The following is a 25,871-nucleotide window of genomic DNA, read 5'->3' as shown; positions in this document are numbered from 1 at the left end:
GGACGTCCCCGCGACGGTAGCGCTGCCGCGGTTCCCCGACCGGCCGCGCGGCCCGACTGGACCATTTCTTGGGAACTACTTTGCGTGAACACGGTCGCGCGACCGAGTCGTGCGGCCCGTGCCCGGGCGGCCGTGCTCCGGTGACACTGCGTGCTGGTGATCTTGGAACTGCCCCTGACCTGCGACGATCCGGCGCGAGGTGGGGTTGGTTCTGTCGGTGTCGCGTGCCACCCTGCGTGCGCCGGACAGGGGGTCCGGCGTTCCTCGACCACACAAGGGGTGGATCTTGCGTACTTCCGACTTCCGGACGACGACGTCCGGGACCTCGCGGCTGCGGGCCGCTGCCGGCGCGACCGCCGTCGCCGCCGTCTCCGTCGCGGGCCTCGTCCTCGGCTCGGGATCCGCCTCGGCCAGCACCTTCGTGCCCGGCACGACGACGGTCTCGAACGAGCAGCTCGCCAACTCGTGCGACGCCGTCAGCCCGTCGGGCTTCTGCTCGATCGCGAGCGGCGGGGCGACGACCGGGTCGGTCCCCGACGCCAACGCCATTCTCGGTGACGAGTCTCTGGCGCTCCAGGCAACGGGTGGCGGCAAGTCGGCGGCGTTCTCCCAGCAGTTCGCGGGTCGCCAGCTGTCGGACATCACCGACCTCGAGTACCAGACCTACCTCGACACGTTCGCCGCGACGGAGTTCCAGGCGCCGGCTCTCAACATCGCCGTCAACCCGATGAAGGCGGACGACACGTACACCACGCTCGTGTGGGAGCCGTACTACACGACAGCACCGGCCAACCCCGTCGTGCTCGACCAGTGGCAGAAGTGGACGCCGTCCGAGGGCACCGAGGGCAAGGGCGGTTGGTGGGCCAGCGACTCGGTGACGTCGACCGGCTCGGACAACAAGTACGGCTTCGGCACGTACACCGCGACCTTCGACGAGGTCAAGGCCGCTATCCCGAACGCGGTCGTCCTGCAGGTCGGGGTGAACGTCGGCAGCGGCAATCTCGGACTGTCGGGCCTCGTCGACGGGCTCACCGTCAACGACACGACCTACAACTTCGAGGTCGCGCAGCCCCCGGCCGCCGGTCCGGCCGACCTGACGGTCAAGGTCACCGCGGGCCCCGCCGCGTCGGGCAGCCCGACCGACGTGCAGGTCGTGATCACCAACAACGGTGCCAACCCGTCCGGCCCCACCACGGCCACCGCCCTCGCCCCCGGCTACGCCATCGCGGACCCGGGGACCGGGACGCTGAACGACAACGGCTCGGTCACCTACGGCGTGCCCTACCTGGCGCCCGGTGCGAGCGCGACCTTCAGCCTCACCACGGAGGCCGTCACCGGGTTCCGCTTCGGCCTCGCCGGCGCGATCGTGCTGCCGGCCCCGGGCCAGCCGGACCCGAACATCTTCAACAACCTCTCGGTCGTCCCGCTCATCACCCGTTAGGCCCCGCTCGACCCGAGCCCCCGTCCGCGACCTCGCGGACGGGGGCTCGGTCTTGTCCTGACCTGGTCCAATCATTTGCCAGACCTTGACCTGGTTGTGATCATCCGCCAGCATCGACGCACTTCGATCCGGCAACGAACGAGCAGCGAGACCCGCCCTCGTCCCGTCCACGACAGGAGCACCACCTGTGCGCACGTCCCTGAGAACGGCGGGCCTCGCCGTCGCCGCCTGCACCGCCCTCGGCACCGGTCTCGCGCCGGCGGCCGCGGCCGCCCCCGAACCCGGCTCGCTCGCCGAGCAGCTCGTCACCGACGTCACCGTCGACGGGGTCGTCCGCCACCTCGAGGCGCTGCAGGCCGTCGCCGACGACAACGACGGCACCCGCGCGGTGGGCACCCCCGGCTACGACGCGAGCGTCGAGTACGTCGCCGGAGCGCTCCGCGACGCCGGCTTCACCGTCGACACCCCCACCTTCGACGTGCAGACCGAGACGGTCGAGCGCGCCGTGCTCACCCTGGCCGGGGCCGAGGACGTCGAGATCGTCCCCATGACGAGCAGCCCCAGCTCACCCGAGGGCGGGGCCACCGGGCCGCTGGTCGTCGTCCCCGGCGACGGCTGCGAGGCCGCGGACTACACCGGCCTCACCGCGACGGGCGCGATCACGCTGATCGCACGGGGCGCCTGCTCGTTCCAGCAGAAGCAGGCCGTCGCCGCCGGGGCGGGCGCCGTCGCGGCGATCGTCTCCAACAACGAGGCGGGCCCGCTCAACGGCACCCTCGGCGACACGATCGGCCAGATCCCGACCGTCGGGGTGTCCCAGGACGACGGCGCCGTGCTGCGCGGGCTGGACGGCGGCCGGGCCACGCTCGACCTCCAGATCACCCGCACCACGGTCAGCACCCGCAACGTCGTCGCCCAGACCAGCACCGGCCGCACCGACAACGTCGTCATGGCCGGCGCCCACCTCGACTCCGTGCCCGAGGGCCCGGGCATCAACGACAACGGCAGCGGCACCGCCGGCCTGCTCGAGACGGCGCTGCAGCTCGGCTCCGCACCCGACACCGAGAACGCGGTGCGCTTCGCGTGGTGGAGCGCCGAGGAGCTGGGCCTGCTCGGTGCCGCGGACTACGTCGCCGGGCTCGACGAGCAGGGCGTCGCGGACATCGCCGCCTACCTCAACTTCGACATGATCGGCTCGGACAACGCCGGCTACTTCGTCTACGACGGCGACGACTCCGACGGCGAGGGCGAGGGTCCCGGCCCCGACGGCTCCGCCGCGATCGAGTCGTCCTTCGTGGACTACCTCGCGGGCGTCGGCATCCAGACCGAGGGCACCGACTTCGACGGCCGCTCCGACTACGGCCCCTTCATCGAGGCGGGCATCCCCGCCGGCGGGCTGTTCACCGGGGCCGAGGACCTCAAGACCGAGGCGCAGGCGGTGAAGTGGGGCGGTGAGGCCGGGGTGGCCTTCGACCCCTGCTACCACCAGGGTTGCGACACCCTCTCCGGCGTGAATCGGGTGGCCCTGGAGCGCAACGCCGACGCGCTGGCCAACACCGTCGGCGAGCTCGCGGCGAGCACGGCCGCCGTCAACGGCGAGGGCCCCGTGGACGGCCCGGCCGACCTGGCCGCGGCGGTCACCGCGCCGCTGTTCTCCGCGCCGGGCACCGAGATCCCGGTCGAGGTGACGGTGACGAACAACGGCCCCAGCACGTCCGGTGCGACCACGGTGACGGTGCTGACGCCCGGCTACGCCGTGGCCGACCCGGGCACGGGCACGGCCGGTCCCGGCGGCGCCGTGCGGTTCCCGGTGCCGGTGCTGGCCCCCGGGGCGAGCACGGTGGTCACCCTGAGCGCCACCGCGGCGCCGGGCCTGGCGTTCGGGCTCGCCGGCGCGTTCGTCGCCCCGGCCCCCGCCCAGCGCGACACCGCCCTGCTGAACAACCTGTCGGTGGTCCCCGCGATCACCCGGTAGGCCCGCCCGCCCGAGCCCCCGGTCGCCCCTGCGGCCGGGGGCTCGGTGCGCCCGGGCACGGGGAACTACTCAGCCGGGACGGGTAGCGACCCCCAGCTGCCCGTGGGCCCCGCCGACGTCTCATGGGGGCACGGCGAGAACGGCGACGGTGACCCCCGACCCCGACGAGGGGTGGGGCCGGGGTCACCGGGCCCGAGAGGGAGGGAGGTCGGCCGGACGGGGGCGCCCTGGGAGGGAGCGCACCCCGGACCCGCGCCACGCCGTGCGCCGTGAGCCCGCGGGCCGGTCACCACGACCGGTCCGCGGGCCTCGCGCCGTCGCCAGGCCGCGCGACGTGGGCGAAGCGCGGCCCGCGAGCCCGCTGGAGCGCGGGGTGTGGGCGAAACGCGGCCCGGCAGCCCGGTGGGCAGCGGGACGTGGGCGAGACGCAGGGGGCCCTAGCGGCCGAGGGTGTCGAACTCGTCGTTGGGTCGCATGGCTGCGAGGTGCGCGAGCCGGTTGCTCATCGCGAAGAACGCGGTGATCGCCCCGACGTCCCAGATCTCGTCCTGCGTGAGCCCAGCCGCGGCCGCGGCGTCGACGTGGGACTGCGCGAACCGCTCCGGCTCCCGGGTCAGGGCCAGCGCCAGGTCGACGACGGCCCGTCGCCGCGGGCTCAGCTCGGCGGTCCACGGGTCGATCGCCACCCGGTCGGCCCGGGGGTCCTTGTCCCGCACCCGCAGGATCGCCCCGTGCGCCACCACGCAGTAGGTGCAGTGGTTGGCCCCCGAGGTCGCGACGACGACGAGCTCGCGCTCCGCCTTGGTCAGTCCCGTGCCGTCCTCGCCCGGGCCCTTGTCCATGAGCGCGTCGTGCTGGTCGAGGAACGCCCGCAGCTCGTCGGGCCGGTGGGTCAGGGCGAGGAACACGTTGGGCACGAAGCCGGACTTCTCGGCGATCGCGTCCACCCGGGCCCGCAGCGCCGCGTCGAGCCCGTCGAGGCCGGCCAGCGGGAACCGGCTGATCGGCGCGCTCACCGGGTGCCGCTCACGTCGACGAGCCCGGCACCAGCGGCGTCGCGGGCAGCGCCTCGGCGGGCGTCGTCTCCGGGCCGTCGTCGGCGTGGTAGTCGGCGGGCACGGTGGCGTCGGCCCCGTTGGAGACCGAGGTCGCCCGCAGCACCAGCGACACGACGAGCACCACCACGAGGTTGACGAACAGCGCGACGAAGCCGACGTAGATCGAGGTGGTCGAGGCGCCGAAGGGCTGCCACCCGAACACGTCGATCTTGCTCAGCGCCAGGCCCGAGCCGCCGAAGTGCTTCTTGCCCGTGGCCGCGTTCGGGATCGTGTAGAGCAGCCACAGCCCGTACGCCAGGCCCGCGGCCCACCCGGCGAGCAGCGCCCAGCGGTGCAGGAAGCGGGTGTAGAGCGCGATGCCCACCGCCGGCAGCGTCTGCAGGATGATGACCCCGCCGATGAGCTGCAGGTCGATGGAGAACTGCGGGTCGATCGCGATGATCGCCAGCACGGCGCCGAGCTTGACCACCAGCGACGCGAGCTTGGCCTGCCGCGCCTCCTGGGCCGGCGTCGCGTCCTTCTTGAGGTACTCGACGTAGATGTTGCGGGTCCACAGGTTGGCCGCCGCGATGGACATGATCGCCGCGGGCACCAGGGCGCCGATCCCGATGGCCGCGTAGGCGATCCCCGCGAACCAGGCCGGGAACTGCTGGTCGAACAGCACGGGGATGACGGTGTTGGTGTCCGGCTTGCCGGTGGCGCCGTTGGTCAGCGGGGTGACGCCCGAGGCGATCGCCGCGTACCCGAGCAGGGCCAGCAGGCCGAGCAGGAACGAGTACGCGGGCAGCGCCACCATGTTCCGCTTGATGACGTTGCGGCCCCGGGAGGCGAGGATGCCCGTCAGCGAGTGGGGGTAGAGGAACAGCGCCAGCGCCGAGCCCAGGGCGAGCGTCGCGTACTGCAGCTGGTTGCCGGCGTTGAGCAGGATGCCGTCGGCCTTGGAGTCGGTGCCCTGGAACTTGGCGTCGGCGGCGTCGATGATCGAGCCCCAGCCGCCGAGCTGCGAGGGCAGGTAGATCACGGCGGCGATGATGACGACGTAGATCAGCGCGTCCTTGACGAAGGCGATGAGCGCCGGCGCCCGCAGCCCCGACTGGTAGGTGTAGATCGCCAGCACGAGGAACGCCACGAACAGCGGGAGGTGCCCGCCCAGGCCGCCCGCGTTGAGGCCCATGGTGCGCAGCACCGCCTCGAGGCCGACGAGCTGCAGGGCGATGTACGGCATCGTCGCGACGATCCCGGTGACGGCGATGACCAGGGCCAGGGTGGGCGAGTCGAAGCGGCCGCGGACGAAGTCGGCGGGGGTGACGTAGCCCTTGGCCCGGCAGACCGACCACATGCGCACCAGCGGCAGGAAGACGATGGGGTACAGCACGACCGTGTACGGCAGGGCGAAGAACCCGATGGCCCCGGCGCCGAAGACCAGCGCGGGCACGGCCACGAACGTGTACGCGGTGTAGAGGTCACCGCCGACGAGGAACCAGGTGATCCAGGAGCCGAACTTGCGCCCGCCCAGGCCCCACTCGTCGAGGCTGGCCATGTCGGCGGAGGCCTTCCACCGCGACGCCATGAAGCCCATGACGGTGATGAGCAGGAACAGCGCCCCGAAGACGATCAGCTCGGTGACCTTGATGTCGCCCATCAGCGGTCCCTCGTCATCACGTAGACGATCCCGACGCTGACCACGCCCACCGGCACCCACAGGAACTGGTACCAGTAGAAGAAGGGCAGGCCGAACAGCCGCGGGCCGTCGGAGTTGAAGAACGACGTGACGAGCATCAGCAGCGGCACCAGCAGCAGCAGGTTCCACGCGCTCGGCTTGATCGACGGCACGACCGCGGCCGAGCGGGTCGCGCCGGCCCCGCGGACCGCCTCCCGCTCACCCCGTCCGGGCCGGTCCTGTCCCCTGGTGCTCATCGCGTCCCCTCAGTCCCACCGGTGTGATCGGGAGCACTGTAGACCGTGGTGATCAACCGCAGGGCCACCCCGGCGCCGCGGGGTCAGCGCTCGCCGATCACCGCGGGCGCGACGAGCGGCAGGTCGCCGACCAGCTCGGCCGAGTGCTCGGGCGAGACGAGGTAGTCGGCGCGGCGGTGCTCCCCGCCGCCACCCTTGCCGCGGCCCCCGGCGCCGCCCATCATCGGCATCCCGCCGACGGCGCCGCGACCCCCCTCCGCGCCCTCCGCGCCGGCCGCGGCCGCACCTGCCACCGGACGGGACACCATCCCGGCGGCGGCCGTGCCGGGCGAGCCGGCGCCGTGCAGGCCGGGGACGGCCCCACCGCCGGCGCTGCCACCCCCGGCGCGGGCCGGCGACGGCGGGGTGCCGAAGGTGCCCGAGGCGGACCCGGACGGCCCGAAGCTGCCCGCCGCCCGGGTGCCCCCCAGCGCGGACGCACCCCCGGTGCCGAGGCCCGCCGAGCGCAGCAGCGACGCGGCCGACGGGCCCGAGCCCGTGCCGGCGGGCCCGGACCGGCCCAGCAGCCCGGCGAGCGAGGGGTCCGACGTGGCGGCGTGGGCGGCGGCCGGGGTCCAGGCCCCGGCCCCGGTGCCGGGGGTGCCGAGCAGCGCCGACGGCGTCGCTCCGGTCAGCGCGGCCGCGCTGGTCCCGGCCGGCACCCCGGTCGCGCCGGTCCCGGTGGTGTCGCAGCAGCCCTCGCAGCAGCAGCCGCCGTCGTGCGAGCCGCCGGGGACGGTGGCGCCCGGGTCGGTCGCGCCCGGTCCGTGCGGGCGGGTCGGCCCGGTCAGCAGGTCGGCCCCGGGCGTGCCGGCACCCGGTGCGCCCGGCTGGGCCGGGGCACCACCGGGCGCCGGGGCCCCACCGGGCATCGGGACGCTGCCCTGCGGCGCGGTGGGCCCGCCGGGCACCGGCCCGGTCGGCAGGGGGCCGCGGGGGTCGGGCAGCTGCGGGTCCCCGGGCGCCGGCGTCGGCGTGGGGGTGCCGGGGTCGGCCGGCGAGCTCGGGACGCCGACGACGGGGCTCGCAGGGGCCACCAGCACCGGGAGCCGGCCGCTGACGGTGAGGTCGCCGGAGCGCCACGTCTCGGCGACCTGCACCGCGTGCTGGTGGGTCTCCTCCTGGCGCTGGTAGGCGTCGTACAGGTCGGGCAGCAGCGTCCCGCCGCTGAACGGCAGCGAGCCCAGGGTGGCCTCGAGGACGCTCCCGGCGTCGAACGGCTCGGGCTCGCCGACGGTCTGCTGCGCCTGCCGGGCCACCGACGCGGTCTCCCGCAGCGCGAGGCCGACCTCGTCGATGCTCGCCGCGAGCTGGGCGCAGCGGCCGAGGTAGTCGGTGGTGGCCGCGCTCGCGGCGGACGCCGAGACGCCCTCCCAGCCCGCGCCGATGATGGAGGTGAGGTCGGCCTGCAGGGCACGGACGTCGTCGGAGAGCAGGCCGGCGACGGTGCTGACCTCGTCCGCGCCGGCGCTGATGCCGGCCACGTCGATCCCGTCGAGCATGTCCTTGATGGCCTGGTGGCTCCACTGCTCGAAGTCCTCGTCGGGGCCGGGGAACAGCGGCACGTCGGCGAGGTCGGTGGCGGTGGTCGCGCCGTCGCGCGTCTGCAGCGCCTGACGCGCGGCGTCGATGCCGGACCGCTCGGCCTCGCCGGCCGCCACCGCCGCGGCCTGCTGGGCCGCGAGCCGGTCGCGCTCGTCGTCGTCGCCGTGCCCGGTGAGCCGGTCGATCAGCCCGCCCGCCGCGTCCACCAGGGTGCCGCCGACGGCGCCGACGGCGCGGCGATCGGCGTCGAGGACGTCCCCCGCGACGTCGGCGACCCCGGTGACGGTGTCGACCGCGTTCGACGCCACGTCGCTCAGCACGCCCCCCGCCGCGTCCGCGAGGTCGTCCAGCCCGAAGCCCATGTCCTGCTCCTCCGCCCCCGGGCGCCACCGCGCCCGTCCTGGCTGTGACGCAGCGGCGGGGGTCACGGTTCCGCGGCGGGGTCCGGGAGTCGGGCCCGGTCGAGCCAGCCGGGCAGCTCGGTGAGGTCGGCCAGCACGTGCTCGGCCCCGGCGGCCCGCAGCGTCCCGGCGTCGGACGAGCCCGTGGCCACCGCCAGCGCCCGCGCCCCGGCCGCCAGGGCCCCGGCCACGTCACCCGGGTGGTCGCCCACGTAGACCCCCACCCCGTGCTCGCGCAGCGCGGCCGCCTTGCCCTCGGCGAACAGCCCGCCGACGGCGACGTCGACCAGCAGCCCGACCCGGTCCAGCACGAGGTGCACCACCTCGGTCGGCTTGGCGCTGACCACCACGCTGCGCGTCCCGCGGCGGCGCAGGTCCGCCAGCGCCCCGGCCGCCCCGCGCATGGCGGTGACGTCGGCCAGGCCCCGCTCGGCGTAGCGCGCGCGGTACTCGGCCACCGCCACGTCGACGTCCCCGGCGGGCAACCACCGGGCCAGGAGGAGCTCGACGGGCACCCCCACCTCGGCCTCGAGCTGCGCGCGGTCGAGCACCACGCCCCGCCCCGCGAGGACGGCGTGCTGGGTGTCGACGATGCCCGTGGCGGAGTCGACGAGCGTCATGTCGAGGTCGAAACCGACGGCCGGGACCGGGGTGCCCACCACGGGTGTCACGGTAGCGGTGACCGCGGTCACGCCGGGTCGCGGCGCTTGCGATAGGTTCTCCCCCGGCCTACCAGCCGGTAACCCACGGAGGCGCGGTGGACAGCAAGCTCATCTTCGAGCTCATCACCGTGCCCTTGTTCACCGGCGTCATCGGGTACGTCACGAACTGGACCGGCGTGCTCATGCTGTTCAAGCCGGTGCGGTTCCGCGGGTTCCACGTCCCCGGCCTGAAGATCATCTTCCCCATCATGCCCCGCCGGTTCCAGGTGGTGCCGCTGTTCCGGTTCGACGGCGCCGTCGGTTGGCAGGGGATCGTGCCCTCGCGGGCGGACAAGATGGCCTCCATCGCCGTGGACAAGGGTCTCGCCAAGCTGGGCAGCGTCAGCGACTTCTACGCCGAGCTCGACCCCGACAGCCTCGCCCAGCACCTCGCCGTCGTCGCGCAGTCGGAGATCTCCGACGTCATCGAGACGATCATGCGCCGCGAGCACCCCACGATCTGGTCGCAGCTCCCGCCCGCGGTGCGCGAGACGGTGCACTCCCGGGTGCGCAAGCAGCTGCCCAGCATCGTCAAGGAGATCACCGAGGAGATCGGCCAGAACGTCGACCAGCTCATCGACGTCAAGCTCATGGTCATCCGCCACTACGAGGCGCACCCCGAGCTGCTCGAGACGCTGTGGGTGACCATGTGCGAGAAGGAGCTGCGCTTCATGCGCATGTTCGGCATCTACTTCGGGGTGCCCGCGGGCTTCGTGCTCGTCGCGATCCTGCACGTGCTGCCGCAGTGGTGGGTGCTGCCCGTCGGTGGGGTCATCATCGGCTGGGTGGCCAACTACCTGGCCATCACGATCGTGTTCGAGCCGGTGTTCCCCAAGCGCTGGGTGCCGTGGAAGCAGGGGCTGATCATCCGCCGCCAGCACGAGGTCACCGAGTCCTACGCCACGCTCATCGCCGACGACGTCATCACCGTGGAGAACATCGGCCACGAGCTGCTGCACGGCACCCGGTCCGACCGCACCCAGCAGATGCTGGAGGACGCGGTGCGCCCGGCCGTGGACCGCACCGTCGGGCCGATGCGGGCGCCGCTGCGGGTGGCCCTGGGCACCAAGGACTACCGCAAGATCCAGGACTCCTTCGCCGTCGAGGCCACGTCGTTCGCGCCCGCCGCCTTCAGCGACGAGGAGTTCAACAAGGCGCAGTCGAAGAAGATCTACTCGTTCGTCTCCACGCAGATGGGCAAGATGGGGCCCGACGACTACACCGAGCTGCTGCGCGCCGCGATCCGGCAGGACGAGTGGCTGCTCTTCGTCCACGGTGGTGTGCTGGGCCTGTTCGCCGGCTTCCTGCACCTGGCGATCTTCGGGGTCTGAGGTGTCGACACTGGCGTACTCCGGGGACGGTGGACCGGACGACGGCCCGGAGGGCGAGGAGGGTCCCGTGGTGGTGAACCTGGTCAAGGCGACGCCCGGCCTGGTGCGGGTCGCGGCCGTCGGCTGGTGGCGGGTGAGCACGTGGGCCGCGGCCGGCGCGGTGAGCGTCACCGGCACCGTCGTGCGCCGCACCCTGGACGGGGAGCCGCCCACCGCCCTGCTCGACGACGCGGCGGGGCAGCTGCGGCTGGCCGCACGCCGGCTGCTCGACCTCGACGCCGAGCCGGGGTACGGGGCGCGCGAGCAGCAGGCCCTGGCCGACCGGCGCCCCGACCCGCAGCCCGCGCTGCCCGGTCCCGACGGCACGCGCGACGGGAAGCCGGTGACCGCGGCCGAGACGGCGGCCTCGCGCGACCTGCGCTCCGAGGGGGCCGCCCTGCTGCGCCGCTCCGCCGACGTCGACGCGGCCGACAGCACCCACCCCGCCTACGCCCGCATCCTCGCCGAGCTCATGCCCGACGAGGCCCGGGTGCTGCGGCTGCTCTACCTCGAGGGGCCGCAGCCGTCGGTCGACGTGCGCACCACCCGGCCGCTGGGCATCGGCTCCGAGCTGGTGGCGGGCGGGCTCAGCATGATCGCGGAGCACGCGGGCTGCCGGGACCCCGACCGCATCGGGCCGTACCTGACCAACCTCAACCGGCTGGGGATGGTCGACTTCTCCAAGGAGCAGGTGGAGAACCCGCAGCGCTACCAGCTGGTCGAGGCCCAGCCCAAGGTGGCGGAGGCGATGAAGCACGCCGGCCGGGTGCCCAAGACGGTGCACCGCAGCATCCGGCTCAACGCCTTCGGGCAGGACTTCTGCCAGGCCGTGCTCCCGCTCGACGGCAGCCGGCCCGCCCCGCTGACCCGCTCCCGCGCGATGACCGGCGACCAGCCCACCGGCGACGACGACTGACCCCTCCCGTGCGTCCCCTCGTCGCGCACGACGTGGGCGAGACGCGGCGTGGCGCCGCTCCCGAGAGCGGGACGTGGGCGAATCGCGACCTGACGCCGCTCCCGAGAGCGGGACGTGGGCGAATCGCACCTGAGGTCGGGGGGGAACGACGACGGCGGGTGCCCGGCCCACCAGGACCGCGCACCCGCCGTCAGCACCGGGCGGTCACCTCGTCGTGCCCACCCGGAGACCGGGCACCGCTACGTCACTCGAGGACGCCGAGGCGCTGCTTGAGGATGTCGAACTCGTCGCGCAGGCCGCTGGGCAGCTTGTCCCCGATCTTGGTGAACCACTCCTCGATCATGGGCAGCTCCTCGCGCCACTCCGCCTCGTCGACCACGAGGGACGCCTCGATGTCCTCGCGCGGGTCGTCGAGGCCGCCGAGGTCGAGGTCGTCCGCCGTCGGCACGTGGCCGATGGCGGTCTCCTGCGCGGCCGAGGTGCCCTCGAGCCGGCCGACGACCCACTTGAGCACGCGGGAGTTCTCGCCGAACCCGGGCCACAGGAAGCGGCCGTCGTCGCCGCGTCGGAACCAGTTGACGTAGAAGATCTTCGGCAGCTTCTCGGCGTCGGCACCCTTGCCCATGTCGATCCAGTGCTGGAAGTAGTCGCCCACGTTGTAGCCGATGAACGGGATCATGGCCATCGGGTCGCGGCGCACGTTGCCCACCTGGCCCTCGGCCGCGGCGGTCTGCTCGCTGGAGAGCGTGGCGCCCATGAACACGCCGTGCTGCCAGTCGCGGGCCTCGTTGACCAGCGGCACCGTCGTCTTGCGCCGGCCGCCGAACAGGATGGCCGAGATCGGCACGCCCTTCGGGTCGTTCCACTCCGGGGCCAGGATCGGGCACTGGTCCATCGGGGTGCAGTACCGCGAGTTCGGGTGGCTGGACAGCGCGTCGGAGTCCGGCGTCCAGTCCTGGCCCTTCCAGTCGCGCAGGTGGCTGGGCTCGCCCTCCATGCCCTCCCACCAGATGTCGCCGTCGTCGGTCAGCGCGACGTTGGTGAACAGCGAGTTGCCCTGCTCGATGGTGCGCATGGCGTTGGGGTTGGTCTTCCAGTTGGTGCCCGGGGCGACGCCGAAGAAGCCGTTCTCGGGGTTCACCGCGTAGAGCTGGCCGTCCTCGCCGAAGGTCATCCACGCGATGTCGTCGCCGAGGGTCTCCACGCGCCAGCCCGGGATCGTCGGCTCGAGCATCGCGAGGTTGGTCTTGCCGCACGCGCTGGGGAACGCGGCCGCCACGTAGTGGACCTTCTGCTCGGGGCTGACGAGCTTGAGGATCAGCATGTGCTCGGCCAGCCAGCCCTCGTCGCGGGCCATCGCCGAGGCGATGCGCAGCGAGTAGCACTTCTTGCCCAGCAGCGCGTTGCCGCCGTAGCCGGAGCCGAACGACCAGATCTCGCGGTCCTCGGGGAACTGGGTGATGTACTTCGTCTCGTTGCAGGGCCACGCCACGTCGGCCTCGCCCTCGGCCAGCGGCGCGCCCAGGGAGTGCAGCGCCTTGACGTAGGGGGCGTCGGTGCCCATCTTCTCCAGGGCCTTGGTGCCCATCCGCGTCATGATCTTCATGCTGACCACGACGTACTCGGAGTCGGTCAGCTCGACGCCCAGCTTGGGGTTCTCCGCCTCGAGCGGACCCATGCAGAACGGGACGACGAACATCGTGCGACCGGCCATGCAGCCGCGGTAGAGCTCGGTCATGATCGACCGCATCTCGCGCGGGTCCATCCAGTTGTTCGTCACGCCGCAGTCGGCCTCGTCGCGCGAGCAGATGAACGTGCGCGACTCGACCCGGGCCACGTCGGACGGATCGCTGTTGGCCAGGAACGAGTTCGGCTTCGTCGCCGGGTCGAGCTGGGTGAAGGTGCCGGCCTCGACCAGCTGCTTGGTCAGCCGGTCCCACTCCTCGTCGGAGCCGTCCACCCACACCACGCGGTCCGGGGTGGTGAGCTCGGCGACCTCGGTCACCCAGGCCAGCAGCTCCGCGTGCCTGGTCGGCGGGGTGCCGTCGGTGGTGGTGAGACCGGGGGTGGTCGCTGCGGTCATGTGGCTCTCCATCTGCGGACGCGCCCGGTGGCGCTCCACCGACCGCGGCCCGCTCGCGAAAGGGGCAGACCCGGCTGCGACCCCGTGCTGCTCGGGCCGCTGCTCGTGAGCACCGTCGTGGTGCCCCGGGCGCCGGGTGTTGATGGATCGAGGCTAGCGGCAACGGATCACCGAGCACCCGACGAGGTGTGTCGAGGTGGTCACAGGAACGATTTCGGAACCGATCCAGACCACGGTCCCGGGGCGGGTCGGACAGGTCCGGACGATCAGCCCGGCGGGGTGCCCGGGGCCGGCCTGCCGCTGCCCGTCGGGGCGGCCGTCCCCGGGTCGTCGACCCCCAGGGTGCCGCTGTCCACCACTGTCCACTCGGCGCCGCCGGTGTGCTCGAACGAGGTGTAGGTGCCGTCGTGGCCCACCTCGGTGACGTAGTCGGCGCGGCCGTCCCCGTCGACGTCGGTGACCACGACCGTCGAGCCGTCGTCGGTGGTGGCGACGGCGGTGTCGGCCACCCCGTCCCCGGTGGTGTCGTAGCTGGCCACGCCCGCGTCGGCCGGGCCGCCGGGCCCGTCGACGACGATGGAGCTCGGCGCGGCCCCGGTGGCGTCGGGGGCGGTGTCGACCCCGGCCGAGGCCGGCGCGGCGCCCGGCTCGGCCCGCATCTCGTGCAGGTCCCCGGCCGCCACCTCGCGCCACTGCCCGCTGGCCGCGTCGAAGGTCGCCTGCCCGACGACCCCGCCGTGGGCGTCGTACTCGGTCAGGGTGTCGGCCACCCCGTCACCGGTGGTGTCGGTGTAGTCGTAGGACCCGGCGGTGGGGTCGTCGGGCCCCGCGTCGACGTGCACGGTGTCGGCCACGCCGTCGCCGTCGAGGTCGGTCGTCGCGGCGTGGTCGTGCACGACGCCGTCGACCGTGATGCTGAGGTCCGGGCCGGTCGTGCCGTCCGCCGCCTCGACGTCGCCGCCGACGTCCGTCTCCGGGTGCGCGTCCCACCCACCATCGAGCTCCATGCCGGTGCCTCCCGTCCCGTGCGCCACGTCCCGCCGCACCCCCGTGCGACGCACCACCCGGGCCGTCGGTTCCCGTACCCGGCCGATCCCCGGCTGATCCTCGCGCACCCGTCAGCCGGTGACCACCCGGACCCGGGCGGTGCGCAGCGCGGCGAGCAGGTCGTCGACCCGGCTGCAGCCCGCCCCCAGCGACGCCCCCAGCCGGGCGAGCTCGCGCGCCGCCTCGGCCCGCTCCCCCGCGGCGAGGCGCAGCGCGGCGTCGACGTCGCGCAGCTCGGCGTCGACCCGGTCGACCTGGCGGCCGACCGCCTCGTCCAGCGCCGCCCCCAGCTGGTGCTCGACCTCGATGAGCTGGGCCGCGACCACCTCCTCGAGGGCGGACCGCGCCTCGGCGACCGCGTCGGCACCCCACTGCCGCACGTGGGCCTTGTCGGCGACGTGGGCGCGGGCCCGGGCCATGAACCACGCCGCGCCGGCCCCGAGCCCCAGGGTCAGCGGCACCAGCAGCACGTTGAGCCCAGGCACCAGCACCAGCGGGGCGACGACGAGCCGGCCCAGGCCCACCCCGCCGGACGCGCCGGCCACGACCATGAGCTTGTCGTCGCTGCCCGACGCGCGCGGCCCTGCCGGCCGGGTGGCGGGCACCAGCGGGGCGCGACGGCCCAGCACGTCGGCGACCTGGGCCCGCTCGTCGGGGGTGAACAGCTCGCCGAGGACCTCCTCGACCAGGGCCGAGACGCGCCCGGCCATGCCCGCGCTGAGCCGGGCGGCGACCACGGCCAGCGCCGGGTCGAGCTCGGCGGGCAGCCGCGCCAGGCCCGCACGGTCGGCGGCGTCGACGCGCGCCCGGAACCACGCCGTCAGCCCGCGGCACTCCCGGGCCACCTCGTGGGTCGACTCCACCCGGGCCCGCGCGACCAGCGCCCGCAGCCGCAGCTGGTAGCCCCGCCCGCTGCCGCGCCGGGCCGCCACCAGCTCCTCGCGGCGGGTGCGCAGCGCGGCCACCCGGGCGTCTTCGGCCGCGGAGCCGGTGCGCAGCGCGGCCTCCCGGGCGGCGACCGCGGCCCCCACCTGCCGCAGCTCGGTGTGCAGCGCGCGCAGCACATTGGCGTGGTGCAGCAGCGCCGCCCGCTCGGACACCCTCGTGCGCAGCACGTCCCGCAGCGCGTCCACCCCGGACTGCTCGGCCAGCGCCGCCCGCAGCTCGGCGGTCGCGGCCGAGCCCGCGAGCGCGGCGAGCCGGGCCGAGACGGGGTGCAGCGTCGCGCCCGCGAGGCGGGGGGCGTGCCGCGCCAGCAGCGCGGCGTCCTCCGCCGCCACCGCCCGCCAGTCCGGGTGGGCGTCGGTGCGGCCCAGGGCGACCACGACGGTCTCCACCCGCTCGGCCAGCCAGGTGCAGAACTCGAGCTCCCCGCGGCCGGCCGGGGCCCCCGCGTCGAGCACCACGAGCAGCGCGGTGGCGTTCTCCGCCGCGCGGGCCGCGAGCTCCGCGTGGCGGCCGTCGAGCCCGCCGATGCCGGGGGTGTCGACGAGGGTCAGACCGCGCAGCAGGTCCGCGGGCACGTCGACCTCCAGGTGGCGCGGTGGCGGGAGGCCCTCGGGAAGACCCCCACCCACCCCGTCCCCGCTGTCCCCGAGCGCCCAGTCCGCGAGCCGGTCCGGGGCGACCTCGACGGGGGCGCGGCCGTCGGCGAACCAGGCCCGGGCGGCGAGCACGTCGCCGTGGCGCAGCACCACCGGCACGGCCGTCGCGGCCCCGGCGGAGACCGGGGAGAGGCCCTCGGTGTCGAGCAGCGCGTTGACCAGGGAGCTCTTGCCGCGCAACGTCTCCCCCACCACGACCAGCGTGGGCACGCCCTGCGCCGCGGCGCGCGCCCGGCGCACCCGGGCGGCGGCGTCCGGGTCCGCCGCGGCGAGGGTCTCGGTGACCTCGTCGAGGCAGCGGCGCACCTGCTCCGGCAGCGGCACCGGCCCACCCGTCACGACCCGCCCCCGCCCAGCTGCTGCCACAGCAGGAAGTACGCCCGGTGCACCTCGTGGGCCAGCCGGGCCTGGGCGGGCGAGGCGCCCAGCCCGGCCCAGGAGCGCCACCAGCCCGCCCGCTCCAAGGCCCGCGCGGAGAGCTGGGCCGGGGTGGCGCCCGGCGCGGCGAGGCGCACCGCGGGGGCGGTGTCCGCGCCGACACGGACCACCTCCGCGGCCAGGTCCTCGGGCAGCGCCACCGCCCCCGAGGCCAGCTGGGTCAGCACCTGCACCAGCCGCAGCCGGTGCGCCTCGGGGCGGGCCAGCAGGGCCTCCACCCCGTCGGTGACGACCGCGGCCAGCACCGGGTCGTCCGCGGCCAGGGCGGTCAGCGACGCCAGCGCCGCTGCGGCCTTGATGACCTCGCTGCGCGCGCCCAGCACCGAGTCCAGCCGGGCCCGCAGCGCGGAGAGCCCCGTCGCCGCGTGCAGCCGGGCCCGCAGCGCCCCGGTGCCCACCCCCGGGTCCGCGGCCAGCACGTCGAGGCCCACCCGCACGCCGTGCAGGCCCAGCCGGTGCAGCAGGGCCGAGCGGGCGGCCTGGTCCACCCCGCAGGGCAGGGTCGTGAACAGGTCCGCCGAGGCCAGCATCGCCTGGAGCACAGCGGGGTCCACCGCGGCGAGTGACCGCAGCACGGCCGCGTCGGGGTCGCCGAACGCCCCCGTGGTCACCGACTGCGCGAGCAGCCCGACCACGGGCAGGACGTCGGCCACCCGGGGGCCCAGCGCCCGCGCCTGCCGAGCGGCCAGCCGCTGCGCCGCCGCCCAGGTCCGCTCCGGGCTCGCGGCACCGGCGCCGCCGTCGGGCACCACCGTGTCCGCCTTGTTCAGCACGGCCAGGGCGTTGACCGGCCCGGAGTCGCGCCCCGCGGTGGCGGCGGTGAAGGTGGCGAGCACGTCGGCGTCGTCGGCCCGCACGCCCTGGGTGAGCACGTAGAGCACCGCCTCCGCCCCGGTCAGCGCCCGGCGGGACACGTCGTCCAGGCCCCCGTCCAGCACGGCCGTCGTGCGCCCGACGAGCTCGTCGTCGGCGCCGGCGAGGCCGGGGGTGTCGACGACGGTGAGCCCGGTGAGCAGCGCCGCGGAGAGCCGCACCTCGAGGTGCGACACCGCGGCCGGGGCCACCCCGAGGCGCGCCGAGACCGCCTCGGTCACCGACCCGTCGGCCTCGAAGGGCAGTGCGCGGGTGGTGCCGTCGCGCAGCACCACCTCCACCCGCTCCACCTCGGCGTGGGTGAAGCGGGTGACCAGGCGGGTGCACTCACCCGCGGCGGTGGGGGCGACCCGCCGGCCGACGAGGGCGTTGACCAGCGTCGACTTGCCCGAGCTGGTGCGCCCGGCCACCGCCACCTGCAGCGGCGCGGCCAGCCGGGCCCGCACCGCGGCCACCCCGTCGGCGGCCGGGCCGGGGGCAGCGGACCGCGCCACCGACGCGCACAGGTCGTCCACGGCGCGGCGCAGGTCGAGCACGGCGGGCCTCCCCCCAGCGGCGACGGCGGCGGCCCGCCGGGTGCGGGCCGCCGCCATCCTCCCCCGCCGCGGGCCTACCCGGGCAGGACCACGTCGTAGGTGCGCGCCCAGTCCTCCATCTGCACGACGCGCTCGGCCTGCGAGCGCGCCCCCGGGGACTCGTCGGTCCCCGCGGCGAGCGCCTGCGCGGCGTCGCGATCCAGCAGCCCGCCGACCCGGGCGGTGGGGTCGTCGAGCACCTGGCCGAGCTGGGCGCTGATCGCCTTGCCGTAGCCCGGGTCCTGGGTGGACGGGTACGGGCTCTTGACGCGCTGGACGACGCTGTCGGGCAGCAGGTCCGCCGTCGCGGCGCGCAGCAGGGACTTCTCCCGGCCGTCGAAGGTCTTGTGCGACCACGGGGTGCCGAAGACGTACTCCACCAGGCGGTGGTCGCAGAACGGCACGCGCACCTCGAGGCCCACGGCCATGCTCATCCGGTCCTTGCGCTCGAGCAGGATGGGCAGGAAGCGGGTGAGGTAGAAGTAGCAGACCTCGCGCATCCGCGCCTCGTGCCCGGTCTCTCCGTCGCGGCGCGGCACCTCGGCCAGGGCCCGGCGGTACTGGTCCTCCAGGTACCCCTCGAGGTCGAGCTCGCGGGCCAGCCCGGCGGAGAACGGACCGCCGCCGGAGACGCCGGCCGTGCCGTGCGAGCGCGCCATGGCCCCGGCCAGCCAGGGGAACGTGTCCGCCCCGACGGCCGCGGGGTCGTGGAAGTCGGAGTAGCCGCCGAACACCTCGTCGGCGGACTCCCCGCTCAGCGCCACGGTGGACCGCTCGCGGACGGCCTTGAACAGCAGGTAGAGCGAGGTGTCCATGTCCCCGATGCCGGGCAGGTCGCGGGCGCGGAGCACGGCGTCGCGGGCGACGGGGTCGAGCAGGTCGTCGTTGCTCAGCACGATGTCGGTGTGGTCGGCCGCGACGTGGCGGGCGACGTCCTGCACGAACTGGGTGTCGGGGGCGTCGCGCAGGCCGTCGGCGCGGAAGTTGTCGGCGTAGCCGGCGAAGTCGACGGAGAACGAGCGCACCGCGCCCTTCCCGTCGGCGGCCAGCCGACGGGCGGCCAGCGCGGTCAGTGCCGAGGAGTCGAGCCCGCCGGAGAGCAGGGTGCACAGCGGCACGTCGGCGACGAGCTGGCGGGCGGCGGTGTCGTCGAGCAGCTCGCGGACGTGGGCGACGGTGGTGGGGACGTCGTCGGTGTGGGGGTGGGCGTCGAGCGCCCAGTACCGCTCCTCGCGCAGCCCGGCCCGCGAGATCCGCACGACGTGGCCCGGCGGCACCTCGCGCATGCCCTCGTAGACGGCGTTGGACGGGTCGTAGCAGAAGCCCAGCAGCCGGCGCAGGCCGTCGACGCCGACGCGCCGGCTCGCCAGCGGGTTGGCCAGGATGGCCTTGGGCTCGGAGCCGAACAGGACGCCGTCCGGGGTCTCGAGGTAGTAGAGCGGCTTGACGCCCAGCCGGTCGCGGACGAGCACGAGCTCCTCGGCCGCGGTGTCCCACAGGGCGTAGGCGAAGATCCCGTTGAGCTCGCGGACGGCGTCGCGCGGGTCGCGCGTACCCCACTCGGCGTGGGCGTGGAGCACCACCTCGGTGTCGCTGGAGGTCTCGAAGCGGTGCCCGGCGGCGGCGAGGCGCTCGCGCAGCTCGCGGAAGTTGTAGGTCTCGCCGGAGTAGACGAGCACGCTGCGCTCACCGCCGTCGGCCTCCGGACGGCCCAGCACCATCGGCTGGTGGCCCAGCGGCAGGTCGATCACCGCGAGCCGGCGGTGGCCCAGCACCGCGTGGGGCGAGGTCCACAGCCCCTCGTCGTCCGGTCCCCGGTCGGCCATGGTCCGCGTCATCGCCCACGCCACCTCGCGGTCGGGACCCGGCCCCGACAGGTCCCGCTCGAAGGACACCCAACCCGCGACTCCGCACACGACTGCCTCCTGGTGATCTTGGTGTTACCTGCTGTAACACGATTTCACCACGCAACGTTCCGCTTAGCAACGCGAAACAAGTACCTGGTCGGGGTCGGCGCAGTAGCATCGAGCGATGACGACGAGTCCGATTCGTCCGGATGCCCACCCGGAGTCCGTCACGGTCATCGAGCGCGAGATCACGCTGCTGCTGCGGCGCACCCTCGAGGAGGTGTGGGCGCAGGGGTACGGCGCGGGCACGGCGGTGACCCGGTACAGCTACCCGCTGCTGGTCCTGCTCGAGCAGTCCGGGCCGCTGCGGCTCGGCGCGCTGGCCGACCGGCTGGGCGTCAGCAAGCCCACGGTCTCCCGCCAGGTCACCCGGCTGCGGGCGGAGTCGCTGGTGCTGGTCGCCGACGACCCCCACGACTCCCGGTCCGGGCTGGTGACGCTGACCGAGCCCGGCCGCGAGCAGGTCCTGGCGGTGCGCAGCCGCCGGATGGCGCCGCTGCGGCAGGTGCTCGACGGCTGGGACGGCGACGAGCGCGAGACCTTCGCCCAGCTGCTCGCCGAGTTCAACCGGGGGCTGGACACCCGACGCGCGGGAAACGCCTGACGGACCGCCCCGGGGTGCGATGATCCCCCGCGTCGGGCCCGCACCGGTGGGCCCCGCGACCCCCCGGGAGGCACCGTGGTCAAGGGTTTCAAGGACTTCATCCTGCGCGGCAACGTCATCGACCTGGCCGTCGCGGTCGTCATCGGCGCGGCCTTCGGGGCCATCGTCACCGCGTTCACCGGCAGCATCATCAAGCCGCTCATCGCCGCGATCGGCGGGGCGGAGAGCCCGGGGCTCGGGTTCACGCTGCGCGCCGGCAACGAGAACACCTTCGTCGACTTCGGGGCCGTCATCACCGCGGCGATCAACTTCCTCATCGTCGCCGCCGTCGTCTACTTCATCCTCGTGCTGCCGATGAACAAGCTCAAGGAGCGCCGCAAGGCCGGCGTCGAGGACGGACCCGCGGAGCCGACCGACGTCGAGCTGCTCATCGAGATCCGGGACCTGCTGGCCCGCAGCGACGCTGCGGGCACCGGCGCCGGCACCACCGCCGGCATCCGGCCGGGCACCATCACCACCGACGACGCGCCCGGCGACACCGGCCGCCACGGGACGGGCCGCTAGCCGGCGGCCCACCCCAGCCGCGCCGCGGCACAGTCGGCCCGGGCCGTGCGCAGCGCCGCCTCGACCCGGTCCCGGCCGGGGCCCACCACGCGCGGCACCGCGGTCGCGTGGGCCTCGAGCTGCTCGCCGAGCCAGCCGAGGTAGGCGTGCCAGTGCTCGGCCGTCCCGGCGAGCCAGCCGCGCCTGCCCCCGTCGCCGGCCCGGCGACCCGCCCTGGCGGTGAGCCGGGCCTGCTCGGAGACGGCCTCGAGCGCCGCCAGCAGCGTCTCGGCCGGGACGGGTGCGTGCGCGTCCCAGCCCGCCGCGCGGTCCAGCGCGCTGCGCTGCTCGGAGCCGACGAGGGCCAGCCCGGTGAGCACCTCGCCCGCGAGCAGCATCCGGTGGTGCACCGTGTCGGGGGTGCCGGCCGGGGCGGGGCTGACGGCCGGGGCGGGACGCCGCCAGGTGTAGGACCTCACCCGGCTGCCCGGGAGGTCCGAGGCACGGCACGGTCACGCAGCGTGTCGACGACCCCGGTCTCAGTCACCCCCCCACCGTAACCCGCGGTGATCAACACCCGCGCGCGGCCGAGGTCGCGATCCGGTCACCGGTCCCGGTCTCCTGGGCGGTTGACCAGGACCTCCCCGGTGGGGCAGGGTCTCCCGATCGGGGCTCCGCGACCGCGGACCCGCCACCGCTACCGTCCGCCTGCCCACCCCCGCCGGCACGACGGCCGGACCATCGGGAGGAGGCGAGCGTCGTGCCCGACTCGACGGCCCTGCCGAGCTCCGCCGTGGTGGTGGACCAGATCGAGACCCTCGGCTACGACGGCCGGGTGTGGGTGGACGTCGAGGCGCTGGTCGCCTCGTTGCGCGGCCGCGCCCACGCCCTGGCCGCAGCGGCCGGCACCGAGCCCGACGCGCTGGAGCGGGCCACCCTGCTCGCCCGCGGCCTCGAGCTCGAGGGACGCGCGGACGCCCTCGCCATCGGGCTGCTCGACGAGGCCGCCCCGCCCGACCACGGCTGAGCGTGCACGGCCCGTGGGGGACCATGGCCCGGTGAGCCTGCCCCCGACCGACCGCCCCCTCGCCCGGGTCGTCAGCTTCCGCTCGCGCCGCGACGCGCTGACCGCCCGGCAGCAGCGGGCGTGGGACACCTGGTGGCCGAGCCGGGGCGCGCACGTCGACGACGTCGTCACCGCGGGCGGGCTCGACACCCGGGCCTGGTTCGGCCGGACCGCCCCGCTCGTCCTCGAGGTCGGCTGCGGGACGGGTGTCGCCACGGCCGCGCTGGCCGAGTCCGAGCCGGGGCTCGACGTGCTCGCGGTGGACGTCTACCGCCCCGGCCTGGCCCAGCTGCTCGCGGCCTGCGACGAGCGCGGCGTCGGCTCGGTGCGGGTGCTGCACGGGGACGCAGTGCCGCTGCTGGCCGAGGGCCTCGCCCCCGGCTCGCTGACGGCCGTGCGCGTCTTCTTCCCCGACCCGTGGCCGAAGCAGCGCCACCACAAGCGCCGGCTGCTCTCCCGCGCCACGCTCGGCCTCGTCGCTTCCCGGCTGCGCCCGGGCGGGGTGCTGCACGTGGCCACCGACGTGGCCGACTACGCGGCCTTCACCCGCGCCGAGGCCGCGGCGGTGCCCGAGCTGGTGGACCACGAGCCGGGGGCGGACGCGCCCGTGCGCCTCGACCGGCCGGAGACCAAGTTCGAGCGCCGCGCCGGGGCGGCGGGCTCGGCCGTCACCGAGATCGTGCTGCGACGCCGGTCCTGACGGGGGGCCACGGGCGCGTCATGGGGGAGGATGGGGCCGTGACGTCCCCCACCGGCTCCCCGTCCGCCCCGCCCCGGGTGCTCCTGGTCTGGGACGCGCCGAACCTGGACATGGGCCTCGGGTCGATCCTCGGCGGGCGGCCGACGTCGGTGCACCGGCCCCGCTTCGACGCCCTCGGCCGGTGGCTGCTGACCCGCACCGACGCCCTCGAGGAGGCCACCGGGGTCAGCCTGGAGCCCGAGGCCACGGTGTTCACCAACGTCGCCAAGGGCGGCGCCGAGCAGGTGCGCCCCTGGGTCGAGGCGCTGCGCAACGTCGGCTTCGCCGTCTTCGCCAAGCCGAAGATCGACGAGGCCTCCGACGTCGACGACGACATGCTCGACCACATCGAGCTGCGCGCGGGCACCCCCGGCCTGGCGTCGGTCATCGTCGCCTCCGCCGACGGGCAGGCCTTCCGCGAGCCCCTCGAGGAGCTCGCCGTCGCCGGCATCCCGGTGCAGGTCATCGGGTTCCGCGAGCACGCCACCTGGGCGCTGACCTCCGACGTGCTCGACTTCGTCGACCTCGAGGACATCCCCGGGGTGTTCCGCGAGCCGCTGCCGCGGATCCACCTCGACAACCTGCCCGACTCCGGCGCCTGGCTGGCCCCCTTCCGGCCGCTCTCGGCGCTGCGCTCGGGGCGCTGAGCCGCCGCGTGTTCGCGAGCTGGGGCGCGCTCGTCCACCGCAGGCGGTGGGTGGTGCTGGTGGTCGTCCTCGTCGCGGCGCTCGGGTCCGGCGCGTGGGGGCTGGGGCTGTTCGACCGGCTCACCCAGGGCGGGTTCGCCGACCCGGCCAGCGCGTCCGCGCAGGCCGACGACCTGGTGCGGGAGACGTTCGGCCGCACCAGCGCCGACGTCATCGCCGTCTACACCGCCCCGGCAGGCACCACGGTGGACGACCCGGCGCTGGCGGCCGCGGTCGGCGACCGGCTGGCCGCGCTGCCCGCCGACGACGTCGCCTCGGCCACCTCCTTCTGGGCCACCGGCGCCCCCACCCTCGTCAACGCCGACCGCACCCGCGCGCTGGCCGTGGTGACCCTGCGCGGGGACACCGACGCGGCGGTGCTGCAGGCCTACGAGCGGGTGGCCGACGACTTCACCGTGGACGCCCAGGTGCCGGGGGCGACGGTGGCGCTGGCCGGGTTCGGCCCGCAGAGCACCGAGCTCAACCAGCGCACCGAGGCCGACCTGGTGCGCGCCGAGACCGTCTCCCTGCCCGTCGTGCTCGTGCTGCTGGTGCTGGTGTTCGGCGGGCTGGTGGCCGCGTCGCTGCCCGTCGTCGTCGGGCTGCTGACGATCCTGTTCTCCCTCGGGGTGCTGCGGCTGGTGTCGCTGGCGGTCGACGTCAACTCGTTCTCCGTCAACGTCGTGACGCTGCTCGGCCTCGGCCTGGCCATCGACTACGGCCTGTTCACCGTCAGCCGCTTCCGGGAGGAGCTGCAGGGTGGCGCCACCACCGCCCACGCGGTGCAGCGGACGGTCGCGACCGCCGGGCGGACGGTGGCGTTCTCCGCGACCCTGCTCGCCGTCGCGCTCTCGGGGCTGCTGCTGTTCCCGCAGGGGTTCCTCAAGTCGCTCGGCTACGGCGGGATGGCCGCGGTCGCGATGGCGGCGATGGTCGCGCTCACCGTGCTGCCGGCGACGCTGGCCGTGCTGGGCCCCCGGGTCGACGCCGCCCGCGTGCCCCGGGCCGGGCTGCGCCCGCACGCCGTGCCCGAGGTCAGCTTCTGGGGCCGCACCGCGGGCGCCGTCATGCGCCGGCCGCTGCTGGTGGCCGTCCCCATCACCGCCGTCCTGGTGCTGCTGGCGCTGCCCTTCGGCGGCGCCCGCTTCGGCGACGCCCAGGAGCGCGCGCTGCCCCCCGCCTCGCAGACCCGGCTGACCACCGAGCTGCTGCGCGCCGAGTTCCCGTCCCTGGTGGCGGACTCGGCCACGCTCGTCGTCACCGGCGGCACCCCGGCCGAGCTCGCCGCGCTCGGGGCCGCGGCCCAGGGGGTGGCCGGGGTGAGCGCCGTGGCCCCCACCCAGCAGGGCACGGCCCCGGACGGTACGGCCGTGACCGTGCTGACCGCGACGCTCGACGCCACCGGCGCCACCCCGCAGGAGGCGGTGCGCAGCCTGCGGGACCTGCCCGCACCGGCCGGGGCGGGGGTGCTGGTGGGCGGCTCGGTCGCCTCCACGATGGACAGCCTGGACGCCGTGGGCTCGACCCTGCCGGCCATGGCGCTGCTGCTGGTGGTGGCGACGCTGGTGCTGGTGTTCCTGGCGTTCGGGTCGGTGCTGCTGCCGATCAAGGCCGTGGTGATGTCCGCGCTGAGCCTGGGCGCCACGTTCGGCCTGCTCACGTGGGTGTTCGTCGACGGGCACGGGGCCGGAGTCCTGGGCATCACGCCCGGCCCGCTCGAGGCTGGCGTCGTCGTGATGATGGTGTCGGTCATCTTCGGCCTGTCCACCGACTACGAGACGTTCCTGCTCTCCCGGATGGTGGAGGCGCGGGCCGCGGGGGTGGACACGCAGCGGGCGATCCGCCGCGGCACCGGGCAGACCGGTGGCGTGATCAGCGCCGCGGCGGTGCTGCTGGCCGTGGTCGCCGGGGCGTTCGCGTTCTCCGACGTGGTGCAGATGCGGTTCATCGGGCTCGGCATGATCGTCGCGCTGGTGCTCGACGCCACCGTGGTGCGGATGCTGCTGGTGCCGACGGTGATGGCCGCGATCGGCGACCGCATCTGGTGGGCCCCGGCCTGGCTGGTGCGGGTGCAGCAGGCCGTCGGGCTCGGCGAGGTCGAGGCCCCAGCGACGGCCCCGGCCGCGCCCGCGGCGGCGCCCCGCCGGCGGCCCACGCCCCGGCCGCGGGTGGAGGTGCCGGGGCTCGAGGAGACCCAGCCCTTCCCCGCCCTGCCGGACCCGCCGGCCCGGCCCGAGCCCGCGACCCCGCGCGGCGGTCCCGCCCCGCGCCCGGACTACTTCCCCCGGCCGACCCCGGCCCCCGCCCGGCCGCCGTGGCGCGGCGAGCCCGCGGCCCCGCCGC

The 25,871-nt window shown here is 75.1% G+C and carries 21 protein-coding genes; 10 read left to right on the top strand and 11 right to left on the bottom strand.

Annotation, left to right across the window (positions count from 1 at the left end; translation table 11 throughout):
• Positions 1–286: 286 nt before the first annotated feature.
• Both ACYVOF_RS01155 and ACYVOF_RS01150 read left to right on the top strand, forming a co-directional pair.
• Positions 287–1,441: a hypothetical protein gene (locus tag ACYVOF_RS01155; protein WP_460863522.1), complete on the top strand. Its 1,155-nt coding sequence runs from the start codon at positions 287–289 to the stop codon at positions 1,439–1,441.
• Between the two features lie 187 nt (positions 1,442–1,628).
• Complete coding sequence (locus tag ACYVOF_RS01150; protein ID WP_460863520.1) at positions 1,629–3,416, top strand: M28 family peptidase; 1,788 nt, start codon at positions 1,629–1,631, stop codon at positions 3,414–3,416.
• A 437-nt stretch (positions 3,417–3,853) separates the two neighbouring features.
• On the opposite strand, the gene ACYVOF_RS01145 is transcribed toward ACYVOF_RS01150, so the two are convergent.
• The 5 genes from ACYVOF_RS01145 to ACYVOF_RS01125 all read right to left on the bottom strand — a co-directional run bounded on the left by ACYVOF_RS01145 (position 3,854) and on the right by ACYVOF_RS01125 (position 9,038).
• On the bottom strand, positions 3,854–4,432 hold the full coding sequence (locus ACYVOF_RS01145) for a peroxidase-related enzyme (RefSeq protein ID WP_460863519.1): 579 nt from the start codon (positions 4,430–4,432) through the stop codon (positions 3,854–3,856).
• Positions 4,433–4,442: 10 nt separating this feature from the next.
• The gene (mctP, locus tag ACYVOF_RS01140; RefSeq protein WP_460863518.1) at positions 4,443–6,116 is read right to left on the bottom strand and encodes a monocarboxylate uptake permease MctP; all 1,674 of its coding nucleotides are present in this window, start codon (positions 6,114–6,116) and stop codon (positions 4,443–4,445) included.
• Positions 6,116–6,391 carry a DUF3311 domain-containing protein gene (locus ACYVOF_RS01135; RefSeq protein WP_460863516.1) on the bottom strand — a complete coding sequence of 92 codons (276 nt, stop codon included), beginning with the start codon at positions 6,389–6,391 and terminating at the stop codon, positions 6,116–6,118. The genes mctP and ACYVOF_RS01135 overlap by 1 nt, the downstream gene beginning before the upstream one ends.
• An 83-nt stretch (positions 6,392–6,474) precedes the next feature.
• Positions 6,475–8,337, bottom strand: coding sequence for a hypothetical protein (locus ACYVOF_RS01130; protein WP_460863515.1), 1,863 nt, complete (start codon positions 8,335–8,337; stop codon positions 6,475–6,477).
• A gap of 62 nt (positions 8,338–8,399) precedes the next feature.
• Positions 8,400–9,038 (bottom strand): HAD family hydrolase, encoded by a 639-nt coding sequence (locus tag ACYVOF_RS01125; protein WP_460863513.1) that lies wholly within the window; start codon positions 9,036–9,038, stop codon positions 8,400–8,402.
• A gap of 95 nt (positions 9,039–9,133) precedes the next feature.
• On the opposite strand from ACYVOF_RS01125, the gene ACYVOF_RS01120 reads away from it, so the two are divergent.
• A complete protein-coding gene (locus ACYVOF_RS01120; protein ID WP_460863511.1) occupies positions 9,134–10,408 on the top strand; it encodes a hypothetical protein in 1,275 nt (424 codons plus the stop codon).
• A 1-nt stretch (position 10,409) separates the two neighbouring features.
• On the top strand, positions 10,410–11,363 hold the full coding sequence (locus tag ACYVOF_RS01115; RefSeq protein WP_460863509.1) for an Abi-alpha family protein: 954 nt from the start codon (positions 10,410–10,412) through the stop codon (positions 11,361–11,363).
• A 244-nt stretch (positions 11,364–11,607) separates the two neighbouring features.
• Here ACYVOF_RS01115 and ACYVOF_RS01110 read toward each other — a convergent pair whose 3' ends face one another.
• The 5 genes from ACYVOF_RS01110 to asnB all read right to left on the bottom strand — a co-directional run bounded on the left by ACYVOF_RS01110 (position 11,608) and on the right by asnB (position 19,899).
• Positions 11,608–13,446, bottom strand: coding sequence for a phosphoenolpyruvate carboxykinase (GTP) (locus ACYVOF_RS01110; RefSeq protein WP_460863507.1), 1,839 nt, complete (start codon positions 13,444–13,446; stop codon positions 11,608–11,610).
• Positions 13,447–13,712: 266 nt separating this feature from the next.
• Positions 13,713–14,453, bottom strand: coding sequence for a DUF6802 family protein (locus ACYVOF_RS01105; RefSeq protein ID WP_460863505.1), 741 nt, complete (start codon positions 14,451–14,453; stop codon positions 13,713–13,715).
• A gap of 111 nt (positions 14,454–14,564) precedes the next feature.
• Entirely contained in the window at positions 14,565–16,421 is a 1,857-nt protein-coding gene (locus tag ACYVOF_RS01100; protein ID WP_460863504.1) for a dynamin family protein, read from the bottom strand.
• An 11-nt stretch (positions 16,422–16,432) separates the two neighbouring features.
• On the bottom strand, positions 16,433–17,944 hold the full coding sequence (locus ACYVOF_RS01095; RefSeq protein WP_460863502.1) for a dynamin family protein: 1,512 nt from the start codon (positions 17,942–17,944) through the stop codon (positions 16,433–16,435).
• Positions 17,945–18,018: 74 nt separating this feature from the next.
• Positions 18,019–19,899 (bottom strand): asparagine synthase (glutamine-hydrolyzing), encoded by a 1,881-nt coding sequence (gene asnB / locus ACYVOF_RS01090; RefSeq protein WP_460863501.1) that lies wholly within the window; start codon positions 19,897–19,899, stop codon positions 18,019–18,021.
• Between the two features lie 115 nt (positions 19,900–20,014).
• Between asnB and ACYVOF_RS01085 the strand changes: the two genes are divergently transcribed.
• Together ACYVOF_RS01085 and mscL are read left to right on the top strand one after the other, a co-directional pair.
• Positions 20,015–20,494 (top strand): MarR family winged helix-turn-helix transcriptional regulator, encoded by a 480-nt coding sequence (locus tag ACYVOF_RS01085; protein WP_460863500.1) that lies wholly within the window; start codon positions 20,015–20,017, stop codon positions 20,492–20,494.
• 75 nt (positions 20,495–20,569) lie between these two features.
• The gene (gene mscL, locus ACYVOF_RS01080) at positions 20,570–21,058 is read left to right on the top strand and encodes a large-conductance mechanosensitive channel protein MscL (RefSeq protein ID WP_460863498.1); all 489 of its coding nucleotides are present in this window, start codon (positions 20,570–20,572) and stop codon (positions 21,056–21,058) included.
• On the opposite strand, the gene ACYVOF_RS01075 is transcribed toward mscL, so the two are convergent.
• The gene (locus ACYVOF_RS01075; RefSeq protein ID WP_460863497.1) at positions 21,055–21,516 is read right to left on the bottom strand and encodes a hypothetical protein; all 462 of its coding nucleotides are present in this window, start codon (positions 21,514–21,516) and stop codon (positions 21,055–21,057) included. The genes mscL and ACYVOF_RS01075 overlap by 4 nt on opposite strands.
• Before the next feature lie 281 nt (positions 21,517–21,797).
• Here ACYVOF_RS01075 and ACYVOF_RS01070 point away from each other — a divergent pair, with 281 nt between their 5' ends.
• From ACYVOF_RS01070 to ACYVOF_RS01055, 4 genes are all read left to right on the top strand, one after another.
• Positions 21,798–22,064: a hypothetical protein gene (locus tag ACYVOF_RS01070; RefSeq protein ID WP_460863496.1), complete on the top strand. Its 267-nt coding sequence runs from the start codon at positions 21,798–21,800 to the stop codon at positions 22,062–22,064.
• A gap of 31 nt (positions 22,065–22,095) precedes the next feature.
• Positions 22,096–22,803 (top strand): tRNA (guanine(46)-N(7))-methyltransferase TrmB, encoded by a 708-nt coding sequence (locus ACYVOF_RS01065; RefSeq protein WP_460863494.1) that lies wholly within the window; start codon positions 22,096–22,098, stop codon positions 22,801–22,803.
• Positions 22,804–22,823: 20 nt separating this feature from the next.
• Positions 22,824–23,489, top strand: a complete 666-nt coding sequence (locus tag ACYVOF_RS01060) for an NYN domain-containing protein (protein WP_460863491.1) — start codon at positions 22,824–22,826, stop codon at positions 23,487–23,489.
• An 8-nt stretch (positions 23,490–23,497) separates the two neighbouring features.
• Positions 23,498–25,871, top strand: a 2,374-nt coding sequence (locus ACYVOF_RS01055; RefSeq protein ID WP_460863489.1) for an MMPL family transporter, incomplete at its 3' end; no start/stop codon positions are given.

It is taken from the genome of Rhodococcus aerolatus (assembly GCF_054783215.1).
The sequence above is the reverse complement of the archived record's forward strand: the minus strand, read 5'-3'. Positions and strand labels throughout refer to the sequence as shown.